The sequence below is a fragment of the Citrobacter sp. CK188 genome, from assembly GCF_030333525.1.
Classification (GTDB): domain Bacteria; phylum Pseudomonadota; class Gammaproteobacteria; order Enterobacterales; family Enterobacteriaceae; genus Citrobacter_B; species Citrobacter_B koseri.
The window spans coordinates 89,607-109,726 of record NZ_JAOWFU010000033.1; the positions used below are offsets into that span (position 1 = coordinate 89,607).

At 55.2% G+C, this 20,120-nt stretch carries 20 protein-coding genes; 14 read left to right on the plus strand and 6 right to left on the minus strand.

All coding sequences use genetic code 11. From position 1 onward, the window contains the following. Positions 1-50: 50 nt before the first annotated feature. From OGV67_RS11935 to OGV67_RS11945, 3 genes are read right to left on the minus strand one after another with little or no spacing between them, the layout of a single operon-like run. Positions 51-917, minus strand: coding sequence for an ABC transporter permease (locus OGV67_RS11935; RefSeq protein ID WP_047457694.1), 867 nt, complete (start codon positions 915-917; stop codon positions 51-53). Next, positions 889-1,731: an ABC transporter ATP-binding protein gene (locus OGV67_RS11940; protein WP_101744364.1), complete on the minus strand. Its 843-nt coding sequence runs from the start codon at positions 1,729-1,731 to the stop codon at positions 889-891. The genes OGV67_RS11935 and OGV67_RS11940 overlap by 29 nt, the downstream gene beginning before the upstream one ends. A 21-nt stretch (positions 1,732-1,752) precedes the next feature. Beyond that, positions 1,753-2,760, minus strand: a complete 1,008-nt coding sequence (locus OGV67_RS11945) for an ABC transporter substrate-binding protein (RefSeq protein ID WP_114848404.1) — start codon at positions 2,758-2,760, stop codon at positions 1,753-1,755. A 242-nt stretch (positions 2,761-3,002) separates the two neighbouring features. On the opposite strand from OGV67_RS11945, the gene OGV67_RS11950 reads away from it, so the two are divergent. The 6 genes from OGV67_RS11950 (at position 3,003) to OGV67_RS11975 (ending at position 8,587) form a co-directional block, all read left to right on the plus strand. Then, on the plus strand, positions 3,003-4,025 hold the full coding sequence (locus OGV67_RS11950) for a malate/lactate/ureidoglycolate dehydrogenase (protein ID WP_115614878.1): 1,023 nt from the start codon (positions 3,003-3,005) through the stop codon (positions 4,023-4,025). 253 nt (positions 4,026-4,278) lie between these two features. Beyond that, complete coding sequence (cuyA, locus tag OGV67_RS11955) at positions 4,279-5,292, plus strand: D-cysteate sulfo-lyase (RefSeq protein WP_200003533.1); 1,014 nt, start codon at positions 4,279-4,281, stop codon at positions 5,290-5,292. Next, positions 5,289-6,008, plus strand: a complete 720-nt coding sequence (gene cuyB, locus OGV67_RS11960; RefSeq protein WP_012132933.1) for a cysteate racemase — start codon at positions 5,289-5,291, stop codon at positions 6,006-6,008. Before cuyA ends, cuyB begins: the two co-directional genes overlap by 4 nt. Positions 6,009-6,036: 28 nt before the next feature. Then, positions 6,037-7,044 carry a taurine ABC transporter substrate-binding protein gene (locus OGV67_RS11965; RefSeq protein WP_049009338.1) on the plus strand — a complete coding sequence of 336 codons (1,008 nt, stop codon included), beginning with the start codon at positions 6,037-6,039 and terminating at the stop codon, positions 7,042-7,044. After that, a complete protein-coding gene (locus OGV67_RS11970; protein ID WP_047457674.1) occupies positions 7,041-7,811 on the plus strand; it encodes an ABC transporter permease in 771 nt (256 codons plus the stop codon). The genes OGV67_RS11965 and OGV67_RS11970 overlap by 4 nt, the downstream gene beginning before the upstream one ends. Then, a complete protein-coding gene (locus OGV67_RS11975; protein ID WP_047457671.1) occupies positions 7,811-8,587 on the plus strand; it encodes an ABC transporter ATP-binding protein in 777 nt (258 codons plus the stop codon). The genes OGV67_RS11970 and OGV67_RS11975 overlap by 1 nt, the downstream gene beginning before the upstream one ends. A gap of 33 nt (positions 8,588-8,620) precedes the next feature. Here the strand turns inward: OGV67_RS11975 and OGV67_RS11980 are convergent, their stop codons facing one another. The 3 genes from OGV67_RS11980 to cbpA all read right to left on the minus strand — a co-directional run bounded on the left by OGV67_RS11980 (position 8,621) and on the right by cbpA (position 11,187). Beyond that, entirely contained in the window at positions 8,621-9,727 is a 1,107-nt protein-coding gene (locus tag OGV67_RS11980; RefSeq protein WP_112002286.1) for a 4Fe-4S binding protein, read from the minus strand. A gap of 234 nt (positions 9,728-9,961) precedes the next feature. Continuing rightward, a complete protein-coding gene (gene cbpM, locus OGV67_RS11985) occupies positions 9,962-10,267 on the minus strand; it encodes a chaperone modulator CbpM (protein WP_047457663.1) in 306 nt (101 codons plus the stop codon). Continuing rightward, positions 10,267-11,187, minus strand: a complete 921-nt coding sequence (cbpA, locus tag OGV67_RS11990; protein ID WP_115614877.1) for a curved DNA-binding protein — start codon at positions 11,185-11,187, stop codon at positions 10,267-10,269. The genes cbpM and cbpA overlap by 1 nt, the downstream gene beginning before the upstream one ends. A 229-nt stretch (positions 11,188-11,416) precedes the next feature. Here cbpA and OGV67_RS11995 point away from each other — a divergent pair, with 229 nt between their 5' ends. The 8 genes from OGV67_RS11995 (at position 11,417) to OGV67_RS12030 (ending at position 20,118) form a co-directional block, all read left to right on the plus strand. Beyond that, a complete protein-coding gene (locus OGV67_RS11995; protein WP_047457658.1) occupies positions 11,417-11,782 on the plus strand; it encodes a hypothetical protein in 366 nt (121 codons plus the stop codon). Positions 11,783-11,830: 48 nt separating this feature from the next. Next, positions 11,831-13,717 (plus strand): cytochrome c biogenesis protein CcdA, encoded by a 1,887-nt coding sequence (locus OGV67_RS12000; RefSeq protein WP_286465578.1) that lies wholly within the window; start codon positions 11,831-11,833, stop codon positions 13,715-13,717. Next, positions 13,714-14,337, plus strand: coding sequence for a DsbA family protein (locus OGV67_RS12005; RefSeq protein ID WP_115609403.1), 624 nt, complete (start codon positions 13,714-13,716; stop codon positions 14,335-14,337). Before OGV67_RS12000 ends, OGV67_RS12005 begins: the two co-directional genes overlap by 4 nt. Next, the gene (locus tag OGV67_RS12010; RefSeq protein WP_012132917.1) at positions 14,327-14,833 is read left to right on the plus strand and encodes a protein disulfide oxidoreductase; all 507 of its coding nucleotides are present in this window, start codon (positions 14,327-14,329) and stop codon (positions 14,831-14,833) included. The genes OGV67_RS12005 and OGV67_RS12010 overlap by 11 nt, the downstream gene beginning before the upstream one ends. Positions 14,834-15,015: 182 nt before the next feature. Continuing rightward, positions 15,016-15,831: a Na(+)-translocating NADH-quinone reductase subunit C gene (locus tag OGV67_RS12015; protein ID WP_104868812.1), complete on the plus strand. Its 816-nt coding sequence runs from the start codon at positions 15,016-15,018 to the stop codon at positions 15,829-15,831. 349 nt (positions 15,832-16,180) lie between these two features. Then, the gene (locus OGV67_RS12020) at positions 16,181-18,067 is read left to right on the plus strand and encodes an FTR1 family iron permease (RefSeq protein ID WP_147294131.1); all 1,887 of its coding nucleotides are present in this window, start codon (positions 16,181-16,183) and stop codon (positions 18,065-18,067) included. Between the two features lie 40 nt (positions 18,068-18,107). Then, positions 18,108-18,635, plus strand: coding sequence for an iron transporter (locus OGV67_RS12025; RefSeq protein ID WP_012132914.1), 528 nt, complete (start codon positions 18,108-18,110; stop codon positions 18,633-18,635). Positions 18,636-18,738: 103 nt separating this feature from the next. Next, positions 18,739-20,118: a Fe-S-containing protein gene (locus OGV67_RS12030; protein WP_000119836.1), complete on the plus strand. Its 1,380-nt coding sequence runs from the start codon at positions 18,739-18,741 to the stop codon at positions 20,116-20,118. The last annotated feature ends 2 nt before the right edge of the window (positions 20,119-20,120 follow it).

The window sequence follows — 20,120 nt, forward strand, 5'->3', positions numbered from 1 at the left end:
ATTTCGCGCTAAGCCGGACAACGTCCGGCTGCAAAGAACGCGGGGAGGGGTTAACGCTGCATCCCCCAGCGTTTCACCGTGATCTTTTCCAGACTGGCGAATACCACGCCTTCCACCAGCAGGCCAATCGCAATTACCGTTAACAGTCCTGCAAATACCCGGTCGGTGAACAGCTCATTGCGATTCTGGAAGATATACCAGCCCAGGCCTCCTTCGCCGCTGGATGCGCCAAATACCAGTTCGGCGGCAATCAGCGTGCGCCAGGCGAACGCCCAGCCGATCTTGAGCCCGGACAGGATAGCGGGCAACGATGCCGGAATAAGAATCGTGATCACATAGCGTGGCCCGCTGAGGCCGTAGTTGCGCCCCGCCATGCGTAGCGTTTCCGGTACGCTGCTAAAGCCGGACCAGGTATTCAGCGCGATTGGCCACATCACTGAATGTATCAGCACAAATATCAGGCTGGCATTCCCCAGACCAAACCACAGCAAAGCCAGCGGCAGCAGCGCAATTGCCGGCAGCGGATTTAGCATCGCGGTTAATGTGCTGAGCAGATCGCGGCCAAACTGGGTGGTCACGGCCAGCGCGCTGGCAATCAGCGCCAGCGCACTGCCTGCCAGATACCCTTTCAGCAGGGTACTGAGTGAGTTGACGATTTTTTCCGGCAGTTCGCCATTGCGCATGTCTTCGCTAAACGCCTGCAACGTCTGAAGTACCCCGGGCAACATCAGATCGTTTTGCTGGATTCGTGCGGCGATCTCCCATAGTGCCAGCACCAGGGCGACAATCAGACACTTGCGCAGCCACGTCTGATTCCACAGGCGCTGGCTTAAAGGCAGCGGCGTTTCCACCGGCAGATTGCGCAGCGGCGGTAATTCGCGTTCGAATTCAGGACGAATGTACGGTGGCTGGGACATACTCTGGCTCCTCGCCGGATGAGTGAGACGGACTGTTCCCGATTGTCGGGAATAACAGATGGTGAATATGACGCGCGGCGTGCTGAAACGCCTCGCTGCCGAAATCATTAAGCGTGAACTGATGACAGTTAAGCTCCGCCCTGACGCGCCCTGGATGCGGCGAAAGCACCAGGATACGGCTGCCCACCACCAGCGCCTCTTCAATCGAATGGGTGACGAACAGCAGGGTAAAGCGCTCTTCTTCCCAGAGCGCAAGCAGTTCTTCCTGCATTGTGCGTCGGGTCAGCGCATCCAGCGCAGCAAAGGGCTCGTCCATCAGCAGGATGCGTGGTTTCATCGCCAGCGCCCGCGCAATGGCGACGCGCTGCTTCATCCCGCCGGAGAGCATATGGGGCATAGCGTCGGCAAATTCTGCCAGCCCGACTTTGTGGAGAAAATGCAGCGCCGTCTCTTTTGCTTGTGAACGACTGGCTTTCCGGCTGGCCAGCAGAGGAAACATGACGTTTTCCAGCACGGTTTTCCACGGCGGCAGTTGGTCGAACTCCTGGAATACCATCATGCGTTCCGGGCCGGGAGCGCTAACCGGCGTTCCCGCAAGTGAAATGTGGCCGCTGCGCGGGGCGAGAAAACCGCCTGTAGCTTTCAACAGGCTTGATTTCCCGCAGCCTGACGGCCCAAGCAAAATAAAGCGGTCGCCAGGCCAGACATCAAAACTGACATCATGCGTCGCGCGCACTTGCCGTTCACGGGTACGGTATTCAATATCAACATTGCTGACCTGTAGCAGCGGGCCGTCGATTTGCTGAGTGACCATCAGAGCCTCCGGTGTCGCGGTTTAACTGCCTGGGTTTTCCCATGCTTCGTTAAAGAAATAGTCTTTCCAGGAATCGGCCTTATTTTTCAGTACGCCAAGCTCATGGAGTTTTTCGGCATATACGCCAGTACGCTCAGGGAAAACCGTAAAGCTGATTTCTGGATCGTTAACAATTTTTTGTACCAGCGGTAAGGGCAGCCGTGATTTCTCGACGCGAATATACGTTTCGGCAGCCGCATTTTTGTCACGGTTAATGATATTTGCGGCTTCACTGAGGGCGCGATAAAACGCTTTATAGGTTTTTGGATTTTCATCATGGAATTTCTGGGTGGTATAGAGAACATTAAATGTCGCCTGCCCACCCAGCACATCATAGGAACTGAGCACTTTATGCACGTTGCTGTGCTCCAGCGCCTGATACTGAAACGGCGGGCTGGAAAAATGCGTGGTAATTTCCGAGCCACCAGCAATTAAGGCTGCGCTGGCGTCCGGGTGCGGTAAACTGACGCTAATCTTATCGAAGCGTTTGAAGTCCTGGTCGCCATATAATTTCGCCGTCTCGATTTGTAATGTACGAGACTGAAAACCGACCCCAGCCGCCGGAACGGCAATACGGTCTTTTTCGGTCAGATCTTTAATGCTTTTTACCGCCGGGTTATTACTCAATAAATAATTGGGCATCGATCCCAGCGAGGCTATCGCTTTCACATTTTGCTTACCTTTGGTGCGATCCCATAGGGTGAGTACCGGGGGAACGCCTGCTGACGCAACGTCCAGAGCGCCAGAGAGCAACGCTTCATTCATCCCGGTTGCGCCTGAAATCGTGCGCCACTCTACCTTGATATCCAGCCCCTCTTTTTGCCCCTCTTTTTCGATAAGCTGCTGGTCTCGCACCACATCAAGAATTAAATAACCGATGCCAAATTGCTGCGCGATACTAATGTTCCCTTCCGCAAATGCCGACTGGCTGACTCCGCCAAGGGTGGAAAACGCCAGCGTCCAGGCAAATACCCTGTTTCTTTTATTCATATCTGTTCCCCAGAAAGGTGTTTCTCAGCAAAAAATCATGGGCAGAGGCGAGAGGGAAAGGAAATGATTTAAATGGCAATGAATATCAGGAAAATGAATAACGATATTCATGGTGTGTTAGTTAATAAGCGGAAAAGCTTAGTCATTATTCATGGTTATGTAACAAATACATCCTCGCTATAGTCGGACTCACCTCTTTAATAGCCCTTGCCATTGCAGGGGCAATGTCCGTGAGTAGAATCATGCCATTATTTTCACATTATCACTTACGTTCGCTTTTACAACGCTATCTGGTACGGGCGGGTACGGGATCTGATATCGCGCAAAAAGTAGCGGATAACCTGGTCGAATCCTCACTAAAAGGCCACGACTCGCATGGCGTGACTCTGTTGCCTCGCTATATACGGGCCATTCTGGCGGGAGATTTGAACCCTGGCGCCACGCTGACCACCTTGTCTGATGCCGGGCCGATTGTCTCTTTTGATGGGGGACATGGCTTCGGCCAGGCGTTGGGCGAACAGGCCATGAGCGTGGGTATTGAGCGTGTGCGCCAGTTTGGGGTGGCAATAATTGGCTTGTCTAATACCCACCATCTTGGGCGGATCGGCGCATGGGCAGAGCAGGTGGCGAGCGCCGGGCTGGTCTCGATCCATTTTGCTAACGTGGCGGCGCCGTCGGCCGTGTTGCCGTTCGATGGGCTGCGCGCCAGGCTTGGTACAAACCCCTTTTGCGTGGGCGTACCGCTACAGAACCGCCCTCCGGTTATCCTTGATTTCGCGACCAGCGCCATTGCGGGCAATAAAGCGCGCATCGCCTGGAATGAAGGGCGCGCCATCCCGGCAGGATGCGCGGTAGATGCGAACGGGCAACCCACGACCGACCCTGCCGCATTAATGACTGAGCCGCTCGGCGCTTTGCTGCCTTTTGGCGGCCATAAAGGCGCGGGATTGTCGCTAATATGTAGCTTACTCGGCGCTGCGCTGACCGGCGGCGAGACCGAAAGCCAGCAGATTCCGCCGCGTGCCGGAATCATCAACAATATGCTGTCGATTCTATTTGACCCCGCGCGGTTAGGCGAGGAGGAACATTACTCACAGGCGCTGTTAGCGCAGGTTGACTGGGTTCGTAGCGGGCAGGAAGGGCGCGATGTGCAGATCCCCGGAGAACCGGAATTGCGCGCGTATGCCCGGCGCCAGGAAGAGGGCATCTGGATTGATGACGTCAGCTGGCAGGCGTTTGTCGCCCTGGAAGCATTAAATACCTGAGCGTGCCTGCGCACCAAAAGACATATTTGGTTATTTGTTTAAACGGATCGGCATGATGGTCAGTTAATGAATGCTGGCGAATAAATAAAGCGATCGTTTTTTGTTTTATCTTTTTTCCTCATATCCATAGCTGAAAAACTTGGTAAGCCGTGAGTGAGAAAATCAATATAGTCATTCTTATATTCCACGAACCTTTCTTACTCTCGCTGCCGAATTTTAATGTGCGGCGTCGTTATTCTTTACAGGAGTTATTATGCATCTGGCGCGTTTTCCCCGGCTTCATTTTGGCTATTTCCCGACTCCACTGGAGCCTCTCACTCAACTTTCACGCTTGCTGGGGGGGCCAAATATCTGGATAAAACGAGACGATTGCACCGGCCTTGCCACTGGCGGCAATAAAACCCGCAAACTTGAGTTTTTGCTCGGCGACGCCCAGGCGAAACAGGCGGATATTATCATTACCCAGGGCGCCACGCAGTCTAACCATGTGCGTCAGACCGTCGCGGCGGCGGCCAGACTGGGTCTGGAAGCGCATATTTTTCTCGAACAACGCGTCACGACGCTGGGTGATGAGTATCAGCAATCTGGCAATGTGCTGCTGGACGGTTTGCTTGGCGGCAAAATTATTGCCCATTTGCCCGGCGGTACGGATATGCAGCAGGCAATGGAGCACCATGCGGAAAGCCTGCGTGCGCAGGGCCATACCCCTTATGTCATCCCCGGTGGCGGTTCGAACGCAATCGGGGCGCTGGGTTACGTATCCTGCGCGGAAGAGTTGCTTTGGCAGTCCAGCCAGTTACGGCTGCGTATCGATCATATCGTCCATGCCACCGGCAGCGCAGGCACGCAGGCTGGCCTGATTGCGGGTTTAACCGCCACGCACAGCGGCATTCCTCTCCTCGGGATTAGCGTACGCGCCCCGCGTGATAAACAGGAACACAACGTCTGGCGTCTGGCGCAGCAGACCCGGGAACTGCTCGGCGTGCCGGGTGAATTGCCGCGTGAGGCGGTGGTCGCCAACAGTGATTATGTGGGCGAAGGCTATGGTCTGCCCACCGAGGGGATGCTTGAAGCGCTGCAACTGCTGGCGCAGCACGAGGGGATTCTGCTCGACCCTGTCTATTCCGGTAAAGGTATGGCCGGATTGATTGATCTGATCCGTCAAGGCCATTTCCGCAAGGATGAGAATGTGGTGTTTATCCATACGGGAGGAAGCGCAGGTCTGTTTGGCTATCGTCAGGTCATCGCAGATTCTTTGTCATCATGAGCACACCTTTTCTGCTGGGGATTCTTGGCGGCATGGGGCCGCTGGCGACGCTTGATTTGATGCATAAATTGCTGCGCGCAACGCCCGCCAGCAGCGATCAACAGCAAATTCCCCATGTGGTGTGGAATGTGCCGCAAATTGCGGATCGCCAACAGGCGCTGGCGGGAACAGGGCCTTCGCCGTTGCCGCAGCTCTTGCTCGGTGTGGAACAACTGAACCGCGCGGGCGCCAGCCACATTGTGATCGCCTGTAATACGGCGCACCACTGGTATGAGGCGCTGGCGCAGCACAGCGACGCGCCGTTGCTGCATATTGTGGACGCCACGCTGGCGGTATTTGAAGGGAAAGAGAAGCCCCGCCGGGTCGGGCTTATCGCCACGCAGGGCACGCTGGATGCCGGTTGGTTCCAGCACGGTTTCGCCTCTATGGGGATTGAAAGCGTGCAGCCGACGCCAGAGGAGCTACGGCAGTGGTTTGTGCCGGGGTGCTATGCGGTAAAACGCGGCGAACTGCGTACCGGCGGTGAGCTGCTGAGTTTACAGGCTCAGGCATTGCGCGATCGCGGCGCAGAGAGGCTGGTGCTGGCCTGTACGGAAGTGCCGGTTGCGCTGGCGGAGGTGACATCCCCGCATTTAGCCGTGTCGATTGATCCCGCAGAAGCGCTAGCGCAACAGTGTGCCCGGTTATGGTTAACGCAGCGCGAAGCATGGCATTAATAACGTTATTATTTAAAGGATAAATTAAATGAAAAAAAGTCTCTGCGTATTACTTGCAGCGGGTGGCCTGTGGGTCAATACCAGCTTTGCCGAAACACCCGCAGAAGTCCGCGTGGCATACAGCGGCGGTTCTCAGGTGCTGATGCTGGCAAAAGCCGATGGTTCTCTGGATAACGCTTTACACAGCAAGGTCAAATGGGTGCAATTTGCGTCCGGTGCGGACGCGTTAAATTATTTTGCCAGCAACGCGATTGATATTGCCAATTTCGGCTCCAGCCCGGCAACGGCAGGCATTGTCAGAAAACTGCCGGTGGAGATTGTCGGCGTCTCCGGGGTGATTGCCAGCTACGAGCGTTTAATTGGTAAAGACGGCATTACCCGTATTAACGATATCGAAGGCAAACGCGTAGCCTATCCGCCAAACTCGACGGCGCAATATGCGCTTGAAGCCGCCATCAGCGTTAACCATCTCGATCGCAGCAAAATAACCTTATTGCCGCTGCGTCCGGCGGAAATGGTCGCGGCCTGGAAACGCGGTGATATCGACGCGGGCTATGTCTGGGCGCCGTTTGCTCAGGAACTTGAAGCCTCCGGCGGGCATCAGGTATTCGCGACCAAAGATCTGCAAAAGGACGGCTACCTGATTTACAACAACTACGTCGTGCGTAAAGCCTTTGCCGAGCAGTATCCGCAAACCGTCAGCGCGTTCCTGCGCGTTCACCAGGAAAAAGTTGATGAGTTTAAGAAAGACCCGGAACGCGCGGCGGCGATTGTGGCGAAAGAGGTGGGCGCGCCGGTGACGACTGCCGTGAATACGTTGGGTGGGCTGGAATACCCAACCCTGACGCAGCAGGGTACGGCGGACTGGCTTGGCAATGGAACCCAGACGACTGACAGCGGTATTGGTAAAGCGCTGACCAAAACCTCTGACTTCCTGGCGGGGATTGGCGAGATCCGCAAACGTGATATCCCGGCGAACTGGGACAGCGCCATTAACTCCCGCTACATCCGTGACGCGGCGGTAGCAGCGCAATGAGATTGAGTTATCACATCGCCATCAGCGTCGTTTCGGTGGCTATTTTCTTTATCGTCTGGCAAGTGGCGACGATGCGGCAATGGGTGGACCCGCTGCTGCTGCCGTCGCTACAGGATATCGGTCTGACAACCGAAGAGCTGTTGGCTGATGGTTATCGTCAGGTGCCGTTGTGGGAGCATGTCGCAGTCAGCCTGGCCCGGGCCTTAAGCGCTTTTTCTGTGGCAATTATCATCGGCATCCCTCTGGGGTTGCTGATGGGGTTGTCGGAAGGTCTGGCGGCGGTACTGAATCCGTTCGTGCAGTTTTTGCGCCCGCTACCCAAGATTGCGCTTATTCCGCTGGCGGTCGTCTGGCTGGGGATCGGTGAGGCGTCGAAGTTCTTTCTGATCTTCATCGCCACCTTCCTGAGCGTGGTCGTGGGGGCATCTGCTGCGGTCGATCGTATTGGCCGCTCACGCATTCGTGTGGCGCAAACGCTCGGCGCGTCGCGCAAACAGATTTTTCTGCGCGTGGTGTTGCCGGATGCGCTGCCGGAACTGTTTACCACCGTCAGGCTGTCGATAGGGATCGGCTGGACATCGCTCATCGCGGCGGAAATGGTGGCGGCCAGTTCGGGTCTCGGCTGGATGGTGATTAACGCCAGCTCGTATCTGCGAACCGATATCGTGATGCTGGGGATCCTGCTGCTCGGCGGTATCGGCTATTTACTGGATTTATTGCTGCTGGGGCTGCAACGCTTTTTTGTGCCCTGGGCGGGGAAAGAGTAATGAGTGCTATTACACTGGAAAACGTATCGCTCTCTTTTGCGGCAAAACCGCAGCCGTTCACGGTGCTGGACGATATCAGCCTGTCTCTGGAGAAAGGGGAATTTGTTGTTCTGCTGGGGCCGTCCGGCTGCGGGAAGTCCACGATCCTGAATCTGGTCGCCGGATTCAACAAGCCGGATCGCGGGCGCGTGGCGGCAGGCGGAAAGACAGTGAAGCTGCCAGGGCCAGACCGGGGAATGATCTTCCAGCAGCCAAACTTGTTTCCCTGGCTGTCGGTACTGGAAAACGTCACCTTTGGCCCACGGCTGGGGAAATACCACAAAAATGAGGTCAACGCCCAGGCGCTGGACTGGCTGACGCGGGTAGGGCTGAAAGGCTTTGAACATCATGCGCCCTGGCAACTCTCCGGCGGGATGAAACAACGCGTGGCGCTGGCCCGCGCATGGCTGCCGGAGCCGGAAGTGTTGCTACTCGATGAACCGTTCGGCGCGCTGGATGCGCAAACGCGTCTGATGATGCAGGAACTCCTGCGCGATGCCTGGCTTGCCACCGGCACCACGCTGCTGTTTGTGACTCACGACGTAGAAGAGGCGCTGTTTCTGGCCGATCGTATTCTGATTATGTCGGCGAAGCCTGGAAAAATCGTTGAGGAGGTTATCCTGCCTTTTGGCCGCGAACGCGATATCGAAACCCTGGCTGAACACCCGGCTTACAGTGGGATCAAACATCACGTACTGCACCGGGTGCGCCAGGAGGCGAAGCGCCATTTAGGATGAAAACACCACCAGCGTGGGCGCGTTATTTCTTAACTAATGCCCAATCATCCTCGCCTGGGGAATTAAGCGGAAGTAAAGATGCTCCGGCACTGGGCTATCCCAGGCGCCGGCATACATCGCAATCGCGATAGCGGCAAAAAGTATCCCGAGTATCAATATTGTCATGGCGACGCCCGAGAGCGCGGCCTGTCGCCATAACGGTTTTATCGCCTCGCGTTTTCCTTCCGGCGCGCCAGAAGGCGTGCGTAGTGAAAAGTTGAGCGTTGAGGCAACCGGGCAGGACTCCACGCAGGTCATGCAGCCTGTGCATTCAACGGTTCTGACCTGAATCAGCTTGTCTACCGGGATACGGGAGGGACAATTTTGAGCGCACTTTCCACAATCAATACAGCTGTCGGCATTGCGGCGGATTTTAAAGGGAGAAAAAAACGAAAACAGACCAAGCAGAGCGCCGTAAGGGCACAGATAACGACACCAGAAATGACGAATAAATAAGCTGGCGACGGCGAAAAATATGACGCAGATAAGCGTGGTTGTTCCAATATTGCGGAAAAAATCGAGCATTTTAACGTCGATAATAATGCCATAAGCTGACATCAGGAACATCTGAATACCCTGTGCAGGCATGGATAACGCGATATAAAGAAAAAAGCTCAATAACAGATATTTCAGACCGCGCAGGGGAATATCCAGCCAGCGGGGCAGGGTAATCGACGGCCCAAAGAGCGTTTCTCCGAGTTTGCCGATCAGCTCTGACAACGCGCCAACAGGGCACAGCCATGAGCAAAAAGATTTTTTTAGCAGCAGGCTGATGACGATAAATGCAACCAGAAGCAGCATGGAGGCGGCGTGAACAGGAGGGAGCAGACCGGTTTCCCAGGTGTATCGGATGTTCATCAAACCGGCGACAGGAAGCCAGCCTTCAATACCACCGGGTCTGGGGACGTAAACGCTGGCGGCGGCAGTTTCGTAATACCGGACCCAAAAATAGAATGTGATGCCAATATAAATATTGATCAGCAGGAGCAGAAATTGTGTCGCCCTGCGCCAGGTTGATGCATTTCGCCAGTCATTCCACGGCAATTTACCGCCGATGGTGCCTGGTCGACGCTGCCAGCGCGTTCTTTTCATCCCACCCATGATCTTTATTTCCCTGTGAACATGTATTCAGAATGCCACTATGCTACGGCGGTTCCCGGGGGCAGGATTTGATTTATATCGGATTAACGGCTTTTGCCACGGAATAATAATGACGATGGATGTCGAAGTACCTATAAAGGATTATATTAAGGAGCGTGAAGGTGAAATGTTTTTTACCGTATAGCGGTGATAAAAATAAGGGGGTGGGCAGTGTGCCAACCCCCGTTTATTATTTTATGGGTGTTTGATAAAGCGGGAAAGACGCTGTATCAGCAAGCGGTTTTCCTGGCGTAGCCGGTCATTTTCTTCCAGCAAGGTCAGCGTCATTGCGATGCCCGGCCAGTCCAGCGCCAGCTCCTGGCGCAAACGTAAAGCACGCTGCACGACGATCGCCGCATGATCGTCAAATAACCAGGATGCGGTTTCGTTCTCGCAGGGCTCGATCACCCCAAGCCCGACAATTTCGTTAAGCTCTTCCTCCGAAACCCCGGTATGCAGGCAAAATTCGGTAATTGTAAAGGTGACGGTTACGTTAGCCATTATGCTTTCCCCCACTCTTTGCGTGGATCAAAGGAGGACTGCGCGTCCGCCAGTTGCTGCCACAGGGCTGTGGCACTGTCGTCGGGTTTCGGCGGCATCACGATTTTGATCACAGCATACAGATCGCCCGTGTGTTTTTTACTGACCAGGCCTTTGCCTCTGATGCGCAGGCGCTGCCCGGCCTGACTGCCTGGCGGGATGGTCAGCAGAATCTTCTCTTTTAGCGTTGGTACGGCGACCTTCGCGCCCAGCGCGGCCTCCCACGGGGCGAGAGGAACCACAATCTCCAGATCCTGATTGACGATATCAAACAGAGGATGCGGCGCGATATGAATCACTAACCACAGATCGCCATTCGGCCCGCCGTTTTCCCCCGGCGTTCCCTGGCCTTTCAGCCGAATGCGCTGGCCGTTGCCAACGCCTGCGGGAATTTTCACATTCAGCGTTTTAGGGATCTCACGCTCCACAAGACCGAACGCGTTATACACCGGCAAGTTATAGCTGATTGTACGGCTGTGTTCGGCAAGGGTTTCCTCCAGGAACACCGCCACTTCAATCTCAATATCGTGGCCGCGCGTCTCCTGACGCTGGCGGGATTGTCGGCCGTGTTGCCCAAAGATGGACGAGAAAATGTCGTCAAAATCTTCGGCGTTATAACTCTGGCCTTCGCCCTGCTGGAACTGTTGGTTGAACTGCGGATCGTTGCGATGTTGCCACAACTGGTCGTATTCGGCGCGGCGCTGTTCATCACTCAGCACTTCCCATGCTTCCGCCACCTCTTTAAAGCGGGCTTCGGCATCAGGCTCTTTGCTGACATCAGGATGGTATTTGCGGGCCAGTCGGCGGTAGGCGGTCTTGATAGTCTTGAGATCGTCCGTCGGTTTCACGCCCATAATGGCGTAATAATCCTTTAATTCCATAGCGTTATCTCGCGTAAATCAATACATACGGCAGGGAATCCCCGGAAAAGTCATCGTTGTTAAGTGTAGGGTAAACCCGAAAGATGCGTATGAAAACAGCAAAATCATTATTAAAACTAATGCGTTTCGCCTGTAATGAGCGGGGCGACGCCGACATAACTTTACAGCGCAAAGGTTGCTAAAACCTTGTCAGTGGCTAAGATAACTCGCGTCAATCAGTGAGGATGTCATGGCGAAACGTCAACAACTGGGATGGTGGTTCCTCTGCCTGGCATGTGTTGTGGTGATAGTGTGCACCGCGCAGCGCATGGCGGGTCTGCACGCCTTGCAGATGGCGCCAGCCGCGACGGCGGTCGTCACTCAGGCGGATAGCTCGTCTGCTGATGATGCCTCGCCCGTGACGCCATGCGAACTCAGCGCGAAATCATTGCTTGCCGCGCCGCCCGTGCTGTTTGAAGGGGCGATTCTCGCGCTGTGTCTGTTGTTGTCCCTGCTGGCGCCCGTACGCGCCGTACGCCTGCCATTCTTTCCACCGCGAGCAATCTCGCCTCCCACACTCAGAGTCCATCTACGCTTCTGCGTATTCCGTGAATGACAGTCTGGCCGTTGCTGACTGTTAATTACCTGTTCACGGAGAAAAAATATGATCACTGTTTTCAGGCAGACTTTGTGCTGTCTGTTATTGCTATGGCTGCCCGTCTCGTGGGCGGCAGAAAGCGGCTGGCTGCGCTCGCCGGATAACGACCATGCCAGCGTCCGCCTGCGCGCGGACACGTCCCCGGAAGGCGAAACCCGGCTACTGTTGGATGTAAAACTGGAAAACGGCTGGAAAACCTACTGGCGTTCGCCGGGGGAAGGGGGCGTGGCGCCCGCCATTGCCTGGAAAGAAAATATACCTGCGGTTGACTGGTTCTGGCCGACGCCGTCGCGCTTTGACGTCGCCGGTATGACCACTCAGGGTTATCACCACCGCGTGACCTTCCCGATGGCGGTTCGCGGTCCGTCACCCGCGATGCTCAGCGGCGTGCTGACCTTGTCTACTTGCAGCAATGTCTGCCTGTTGACCGATTACCCCTTTACCCTCAAACCTTCGGCGCATGACCCGGCGTTCGCGCATGACTATGCCCAGGCGATGGGGCAGATCCCGCTCTCCCGGGGGCTGACGCAGACGCTCAGCGTGGGCGCTCGTCCAGGAGAGCTGGTGGTTGAAGCCACGCGTGCCGGAGGCTGGTCATCGCCAGCATTGTTTCTCGACGCCGTTGATAACGCTGATTTTGGCAAGCCGCAACTGCGTGTTGAGGGCGAAAAACTGCTGGTGACGGTTCCTGTCAGCGATGGCTGGGGAGAAGGGGCGCCCGATTTGCGTGGTCAAACGGTCACGCTGGTACTGGCGAATGACGGCGTGGCTCAGGAAAGTACCCTGGCGATCGGCAGTACGACGGCAAAAATGGCCGATAGCGCCGAACTGCCGCTCTGGCAGGTGATGTTGATGGCGCTGGCGGGTGGGTTAATTCTCAACCTGATGCCCTGCGTGCTGCCCGTGCTGGGGATGAAGCTCGGCTCGATTCTGCTCGTCGAAGAGAAAAGTCGTCAGCGGATACGGCGGCAGTTTCTGGCGTCGGTTGCCGGGATTATTGCCTCTTTTATGGCGCTGGCGATGCTAATGACCGTTCTGCGGCTGACCCATCAGGCGCTCGGGTGGGGCATTCAGTTCCAGAACCCGTGGTTTATCGGGTTTATGGTGCTGGTGATGTTGATCTTCAGCGCCAGCCTGTTCGGGCTGTTTGAATTCCGTCTGCCTTCCGCGATGACGACCCGACTTGCCACCCACGGCGGCAACGGGATGGCCGGTCATTTCTGGCAGGGCGCGTTTGCCACGCTGCTGGCGACGCCGTGCAGCGCGCCGTTTCTCGGGACGGCCGTTGCGGTGGCGTTGACGGCCTCCTTCCCGGTGTTATGGGGGCTGTTTCTGGCGCTCGGGGTGGGGATGAGCCTGCCGTGGCTGTTTGTCGCGCTACGCCCTGGTCTGGCGCTGCGCCTGCCGCGTCCCGGACGCTGGATGAACGGATTGCGGCGCGTACTGGGCGTTATGATGCTCGGTTCGGCAATCTGGCTGGCGACGCTCCTGCTGCCGCATCTGGGATACGCGACAAGCAGCCCGGCGAAAGAGCGCGTCGTCTGGCAGCCGTTGAGCGAACAGGCGATCCAGGACGCGCTTGCGCAGCACAAACGCGTATTCATTGACGTTACCGCTGAGTGGTGCATTACCTGCAAGGTCAATAAGTACAACGTGTTACAGCGAGAAGAGATACAGGATGCGCTGCAACAGCCGGATGTTGTCGCATTGCGCGGCGACTGGACGCTGCCTGCGGATGACATCACCAACTTTTTGAAAAAACGCGGCCAGGTGGCTGTGCCGTTTAACCAGATTTATGGCCCCGGTTTACCGCAGGGTCAGTCATTGCCCACGCTGCTGACGCGCGATGCGGTGCTGCAAACGTTGCGCGATGCGAAAGGAGTTACGCCATGAAATATCTGATGATTATGCTGTTAGCGCTGTTTACCGGTCTGAGCGCGGCGAAAGAACCCGCGCCGTTTACGCCGGAGCAGGAAAGGCAAATTGAAGCGCTGATCCAGGAAGCGCTGTTTAACGATCCTGCCAGCCCACGGATAGGCGCGGAGAAGGCGACGCTGACGCTCGTCAACTTTACGGACTACAACTGTCCGTACTGCAAGCAGCTTGATCCGTTGCTGGAGAAGATCGTGCAAAAGTATCCGCAGGTCGCGGTAGTGATTAAGCCGCTGCCGTTTAAGGGCGAAAGCTCGGTACTGTCGGCGCGTACCGCGTTAACCACCTGGCGTGAGCATCCGCAGCAGTTTTTAGCGCTGCATGAGAAACTGATGCAGAAAAAGGGCTACCACACCGCCGCCAGTATTAAACAGGCGCAGGAAAAGTCCGCCGCCACGCCGGTTACGCTGGATGAGAAAAGCATGGAGACGTTGAGCACCAATCTGCAACTTGCCCGGCTGGTTGGCGTTCAGGGGACGCCGGCAACCATCATTGGCGACGAGATGATCCCCGGTGCGGTATCGTGGGAGACCCTTGAGGCAGTGGTGAAAGAAAAACTGGCGGTGGCCCATGCTCAGTAAACTGCGCCGCTGGCTGCGTGAAGGCGCGATCTTACTGGTTCTGCTGGCTGGCGTGATAATCCTGCTGGATGTCTGGCGTTCTCCGCAGATGCCGGCCATGTTTGACAGCACGCCGCTGCATACGCTGGACGGGGAAACCGTAACGCTGGCGTCGATCAGTGAAGAACGCCCGGTGCTGCTCTACTTCTGGGCGAGCTGGTGCGGTATCTGCCGTTTCACTACGCCGGATGTCGCCCGTTTGCAGTCGGAAGGGGAGAACGTCATGACCATCGCGCTGCGTTCCGGTAATGACGGGGAGGTTTCCCGCTGGTTATCGCGTAAAGGGGTGACGTTCCCCGTCGTGAATGATAGCGGCGGTGAGATATCACGAAACTGGGAAATCAGCGTCACGCCAACGCTGGTGGTGGTGTCGAAGGGGCAGGTGGTAACCACGACCAGCGGCTGGACCAGCTACTGGGGCATGAAGTTACGTCTGTGGCGGGCAGCCATGTTTTGATAGTGTGCCGGGGAAACCCGGCATTTTTTAACCCATTGTCAGGATGTGTAAAACGAGCGGAGAGCGTGTTTTTTGTTATTTTTACTGTTTTTTTGCTGATGCCAATTATTATTTTTTACCGCTGCCTGACGTTGCAAACCTGAATTGATAATGGCATATCTGTTTTAATTGAATGAAAGTCTGTGATACGTTCAGGCGATTTTTTCGATTTCCATTTTGACAGGGATAACAATTCAATGCGCAAGGGTAAAATTATTGTTGCATCAATGATGGTGCTTTGTGTCCTTATTTTTGTTGCGGCAGCAGCATGGTTTATGCTGTTCCAGGGAGAAATGACGGAGCCGACAGGGGAGGAAAAACAGGCGGCGATTTTACACGCTGCGGGCCTGATGAAATCAGAGACCCAGGATAAAAAATCAGTCGAAACGCTCTATCATCGTTATATTATTCAACGCCATGTCAATTTAGATTCCGGCGAACTGGTGGCTGACAGCAGCGCGGACGCCGCGCGCCAGAAGTGTGAAAAACTTGCCCCTGAACGCGACCCAGCGCAGGTTCGTCAGCGCTGTACGGTGGCGGATGTGTTCTTTGTGAAAGATAAAAATAATGAAATTCAGCAGGTTATCATTCCGGTTACCGGTAAGGGCGCGAAATCCATGATGCATGCGTTTCTTGCTCTGGGGCTGGACGGTCGTACGGTGAGAAATCTGTATTATTATCAGCAACGGGAAACGCCGTTTCTGGGGGCTAGGGTGGAAGACGCCAGCTGGCGCAAACAGTGGCCAGGGAAACGATTATTAGATAACAGCGGACATCCTGCATTGAAAATAGTACAGGATAAACCTGAACATGCCGATGAATATACCGTTGACGGTATTTCCGGTGCGACGTTGACATCAACCGGCGTTGAGAAAAGTATTAACTACTGGATGGGGCCGCAGGGATATGGTCAATTCTTACAGCGTCTTGCCAGCGATCGAAATAACCTTAATCTTTGAATATTGCTGTACGCAATAACGCGTTTTATTTCTGCCTGCCGACAATGAATAACATCACTGTCGGCAGGGGAATTTATTCCTCTGTTACCGCGCCTGCCTTGCCGTTAATTCCATGAGAAAAACAGGGAGATAACGTCCCTTTTATCAACGCATAATGTGTGTGTTCATCACGATTTGATGAAATAAGTTTACATAACTTGTCGTCTGCTGACATTTTTATGATCCAGGTCATGTACAACGCGACAAAAAGATATAATGATAATAATTATCATTTGTATTCTTTGGCGGTGTGCACGTGCGTAACTTCCGTAACTCTTTGTTGGTTACTCTCTTTGGCTTGTTTATAAGCATGAGTGTCTGGGCGTCGACGAATTATGCGCCTTTGATTGAAGATATCGAGCAACGTCTTGATAAAACAGCGGAACTTTATCAGCAACAGCATACCGACGAGGCGCGCCGCACGGTACAAATGGCCTATTTTGAGGTGTTCGAGAACCTGGAAGGGCCGATCCGCATCAACATTTCCGCGCGCAAAAGTTACGAGATGGAGAGCGCATTCGGCGAGATCCGTCGAATGATTGGCGAGAAAAAACCGCTCGCTGACGTCCAGGCGCGCATTGACTGGCTGAAAGCCGCACTGCGCGAAGTGGAACCGGTGCTGGATGGCGGACATCGTCTGGTGGCCGAAGAGCAGCACAACGCGCTGTCCAGAGACGACATTGCCGTTCACTGGCAGGAGAGTTTCAGGACGATCGACGATCTGCTGGCGCAGGCGGTCACTGAATATCAGGCCGGGAATTACAGCGTTGCCAGTCAGCACGTTCAACAGGCGCACTATCAGGGCTTTAAAAACTCTGAGATGGAGATGTCCCTCAGACAAAACCGTTCTGCAAAAGATGCCGCCTCCATTAACCAACAATTCTCATCCCTGATTGCGCTGACCGCGCAACCTGACCATCTCAACGATGTCTCCTATCAGGTCACTATGCTGCTACAGGATATCGAGGATATCTTACCCGGCTTGCCAACCACCCGTGACGATCAGCAGGTTGCCGCAGCGCAAAGCGCAGACAACATTCCGGCGGCGGACGAGGGAAATAACCGCACCGACTGGGCTGAGGTGACGACGGGAATTAACCAGAGCATTCAGGACGCGATAGCGCGCTATCAGGGCGGCGATGCGAAGAATGCGATTCTGGATATCCAGGATACCTACTTCGACCGCTTCGAAGCCAGCGGCATGGAAAACAAAATCGGCTCTCGCGATTCGGCATTTAAAACCACGCTGGAGGCGTATTTTACCCGCCTGGTCAGTCTGATGAAGGCCGGTCAGCCGGTTGAGCGCCTGAATGCAGAGGCCAGCGCGCTGGCGCAGGATCTGCAAAAAGCCGTGACGATGCTGGGCGAAGGCGAAGAAACCCAGTGGAGTCTGCTGCTCTATAGTCTGATGATCATCGTGCGCGAGGGGCTGGAAGCGCTGCTGATTGTGGCGGCAATCGTGGCCTACATGGTGAAAAACAATCATCAGGATAAGCTGCCGCTTATTCGTCAGTCGGTAATTGTGGCGCTGATCGCCAGCGTCATCACCGCCGCTATCTTCCAGATGCTGTTTACTAACTCCGGCGCCAGCCGTGAACTGCTGGAAGGCATAACGATGCTGATTGCCGTCGTGATGCTGTTCTTTATGAGTTACTGGCTGCTGTCCAAAGTGGAAGCGCGCCACTGGAAAGCCTGGCTGGAAGGCAAACTGTCTCATTCCCTGTCGCGAGGCTCCCTGGTCGGACTATGGCTGACCAGCTTCCTGGCGGTGTACCGCGAAGGGGCGGAAACGGTGCTGTTCTATTACGCTCTGATTGGCGATGCAAACACCGTGTCCGGCCATATGGCGATTGGCGCCGGTTTTGTGATTGGCTGCGTGGTGCTGCTGCTCGCCTGGCTGGTAATGCGTTACTCAGTGGTGCGCCTGCCGCTGAAACCCTTCTTTATGTTTACCGGCAGTTTCATGTATCTGATGGCCTTCGTCTTTGCGGGCAAAGGCGTTCTGGAACTGGTGGAAGGCAAACTGTTCCAGCCTACGTTGATTAACGGCTTCCCTGAAATCAGCTGGCTGGGGATTTATCCCTACGTGGAAACGTTGTTACCGCAGGTCGTATTGCTGCTCGCGGCGCTGGTGGCGCTGTGGGTGATGCGGCGCAAAAGCGCGGTTCCCGGGGAGACGATAAAAAATAACCCATAATCGTTGTATAGCCGTTGTTTTAGACGAGAGGATACGTTTGATGACCATGAAGAAAACCCTGATCGCCAGCGCAGTGATGGCCAGTATTTTCACTGCGCCAGCCGCGTTTGCTTTTAAAGAGTACCCGGCAGGCGAGCCTGTCACCATGAATGAAATGGAGCTGGCGGCCGTTTACCTGCAACCGATTGATATGGAACCGCGCGGCATGGGCTTACCGGCAGCAAAAGCCGATGTTCACCTTGAAGCGGATATCCACGCTGTAGAAGGCAATAAAAACGGCTTTGGCGCAGGGGAATGGATCCCGTACCTGACCATCAGCTACACCCTGGTCAACAATGACACGGGCGAAAAACAGGAAGGCACCTTCATGCCGATGGTTGCCAGCGATGGCCCGCACTATGGCGCGAACATCAAAATGATGGGCGTGGGCAACTATAAAGTGACCTACCACATTGAACCGCCGTCAAAAGCCGGGATGCATCGCCATACTGACAGCGAAACAGGCGTAGGCCGCTGGTGGAAACCGTTTGATGTGAGCTACGAGTTTAAATATGTCGGTCTGAACTAAAACCGACTAACCAACGCGCCTGGAGGATTCCCCCTTCTGGCGCGTTGGTCAGACCGATCATATGCCCGTCGCCTAATTCAACCCGCCGTACAGAGTCGAAGTTATGAGTTACTTTTTCGTCACGACGCTACAGGTCTTTTTCTGCATTGCGCTTCTTTCCGGTGTTCTCTGGAGTCGAAACGATCCTCCCTCTTTACGTCCACTGACCTGGACGCTGCTGACCGGGCTGATTGCCGGCGTGCTGGCGGGACTGTTTATTCACGGCAGCCAACCGGTACAACTGCTGCTGGTTGGGGCGGAGGTCATGGTATCGCTGCTGTTTGTCCTCAGTTTCTGGTGGGCTTCAACGCGTATCCGCTATCTGTGGCAGGGGATTCTGATTTTCGGCGCTGCCCGCCATTGGGCGCTGGACCCTAATCTGGGCGGGCTGACCAGTACGCATGTGCTGAATACTGACCTGTTGTTAAACCTGACGGCCGTCGTTCTCGCTTTTGCGATCCTCTGTCTGGCGGGCGTACTCTGCGCGATGCTGCTGCGGCGTATTCGTGGCCTGTACTGGCCGTTAACGCTGATTTTACTGGTGATGATCTGGCTGCCGTTGAGCGGCAACCTGCTGTTGTTGCTGATGAAATTACAGGTTGTTCCGCTGGGAAAATCACTGCTGAGTTTCGTGGCGAAAGTCACAAATAACACGGCGCTGTATAACTGGGCGGGAGCCGCGCTGCTGCTGGCCCTGGCGCTGTGCTGGCTTCCGGCGCTGTTGCGGGCTTTTCGACAGACGCGGGAAACCGAAGAACCGATCGCTCACCGTCTGGCGCTGGCGCAGCGTCGCAACGCTTTGCGGCTGTGGCTGGTCACAATCGGTTGCGCGGTGGTCGTTATCGCAGGCCAGCTGTGGTGGGATAAAGTGGCCTCGCAGCCGCCGCAACTCTCTGAAGCCGTGCCCGTAACGCTGGGGAGCGATGGCATGGTGCGCCTGCCGGTTGAACAGCTTCGTGACGGTAAACTGCATCGTTTCGTCTGGGTGGCGGACGATGGCAAAGCGGTGCGCTTCTTCGTGATTAACCGCTATCCCGACAAGCTGCGTTTTGGCGTGGTGTTCGACGCCTGCCTGCTGTGCGGCGATCAGGGTTATGTCATGGAGGGCAATCAGGTCATCTGCGTCGCCTGCGGAGTGCATATTTTTATTCCGTCTATCGGCAAGGCCGGTGGCTGTAACCCGGTGCCGATTGAAAACTGGCACAATGATGAAAAAGAGCTGGTGATCCCCGGTAAAGAACTGGCGACAGGGGTGAACTACTTCTCAACGGTCATGACCATTAAAGTGACCGATCCGGTCGATGGTTCAACGTTGACCAATACCTCAGCCGATTACAAATACAGCTATGGCGGCAAGACCTGGTTCTTCTCGTCAGAGGCTAACTATGAACGCTTCCGTGAAACGCCGGAGCAGTTTGTTCCTGCCGACATGAGGGAGGAATAATC

What these genes read in the sequence shown, in the direction of transcription:
- OGV67_RS11975 (WP_047457671.1), top strand. Translation starts at nt 7,811, where the DNA reads ATGAGTGCTATTACACTGGAAAACGTATCGCTCTCTTTTGCGGCAAAA.
- OGV67_RS11995 (WP_047457658.1), top strand. Translation starts at nt 11,417, where the DNA reads ATGGCGAAACGTCAACAACTGGGATGGTGGTTCCTCTGCCTGGCATGT.
- OGV67_RS12020 (WP_147294131.1), top strand. Translation starts at nt 16,181, where the DNA reads ATGAGTGTCTGGGCGTCGACGAATTATGCGCCTTTGATTGAAGATATC.
- OGV67_RS11970 (WP_047457674.1), top strand. Translation starts at nt 7,041, where the DNA reads ATGAGATTGAGTTATCACATCGCCATCAGCGTCGTTTCGGTGGCTATT.
- OGV67_RS12005 (WP_115609403.1), top strand. Translation starts at nt 13,714, where the DNA reads ATGAAATATCTGATGATTATGCTGTTAGCGCTGTTTACCGGTCTGAGC.
- cuyB (WP_012132933.1), top strand. Translation starts at nt 5,289, where the DNA reads ATGAGCACACCTTTTCTGCTGGGGATTCTTGGCGGCATGGGGCCGCTG.
- OGV67_RS12025 (WP_012132914.1), top strand. Translation starts at nt 18,108, where the DNA reads ATGACCATGAAGAAAACCCTGATCGCCAGCGCAGTGATGGCCAGTATT.
- OGV67_RS11965 (WP_049009338.1), top strand. Translation starts at nt 6,037, where the DNA reads ATGAAAAAAAGTCTCTGCGTATTACTTGCAGCGGGTGGCCTGTGGGTC.
- cbpA (WP_115614877.1), bottom strand. Translation starts at nt 11,187, where the DNA reads ATGGAATTAAAGGATTATTACGCCATTATGGGCGTGAAACCGACGGAC.
- OGV67_RS12030 (WP_000119836.1), top strand. Translation starts at nt 18,739, where the DNA reads ATGAGTTACTTTTTCGTCACGACGCTACAGGTCTTTTTCTGCATTGCG.
- cuyA (WP_200003533.1), top strand. Translation starts at nt 4,279, where the DNA reads ATGCATCTGGCGCGTTTTCCCCGGCTTCATTTTGGCTATTTCCCGACT.
- OGV67_RS11950 (WP_115614878.1), top strand. Translation starts at nt 3,003, where the DNA reads ATGCCATTATTTTCACATTATCACTTACGTTCGCTTTTACAACGCTAT.
- OGV67_RS12010 (WP_012132917.1), top strand. Translation starts at nt 14,327, where the DNA reads ATGCTCAGTAAACTGCGCCGCTGGCTGCGTGAAGGCGCGATCTTACTG.
- OGV67_RS12000 (WP_286465578.1), top strand. Translation starts at nt 11,831, where the DNA reads ATGATCACTGTTTTCAGGCAGACTTTGTGCTGTCTGTTATTGCTATGG.
- OGV67_RS11945 (WP_114848404.1), bottom strand. Translation starts at nt 2,760, where the DNA reads ATGAATAAAAGAAACAGGGTATTTGCCTGGACGCTGGCGTTTTCCACC.
- OGV67_RS11940 (WP_101744364.1), bottom strand. Translation starts at nt 1,731, where the DNA reads ATGGTCACTCAGCAAATCGACGGCCCGCTGCTACAGGTCAGCAATGTT.
- OGV67_RS11980 (WP_112002286.1), bottom strand. Translation starts at nt 9,727, where the DNA reads ATGGGTGGGATGAAAAGAACGCGCTGGCAGCGTCGACCAGGCACCATC.
- OGV67_RS11935 (WP_047457694.1), bottom strand. Translation starts at nt 917, where the DNA reads ATGTCCCAGCCACCGTACATTCGTCCTGAATTCGAACGCGAATTACCG.
- cbpM (WP_047457663.1), bottom strand. Translation starts at nt 10,267, where the DNA reads ATGGCTAACGTAACCGTCACCTTTACAATTACCGAATTTTGCCTGCAT.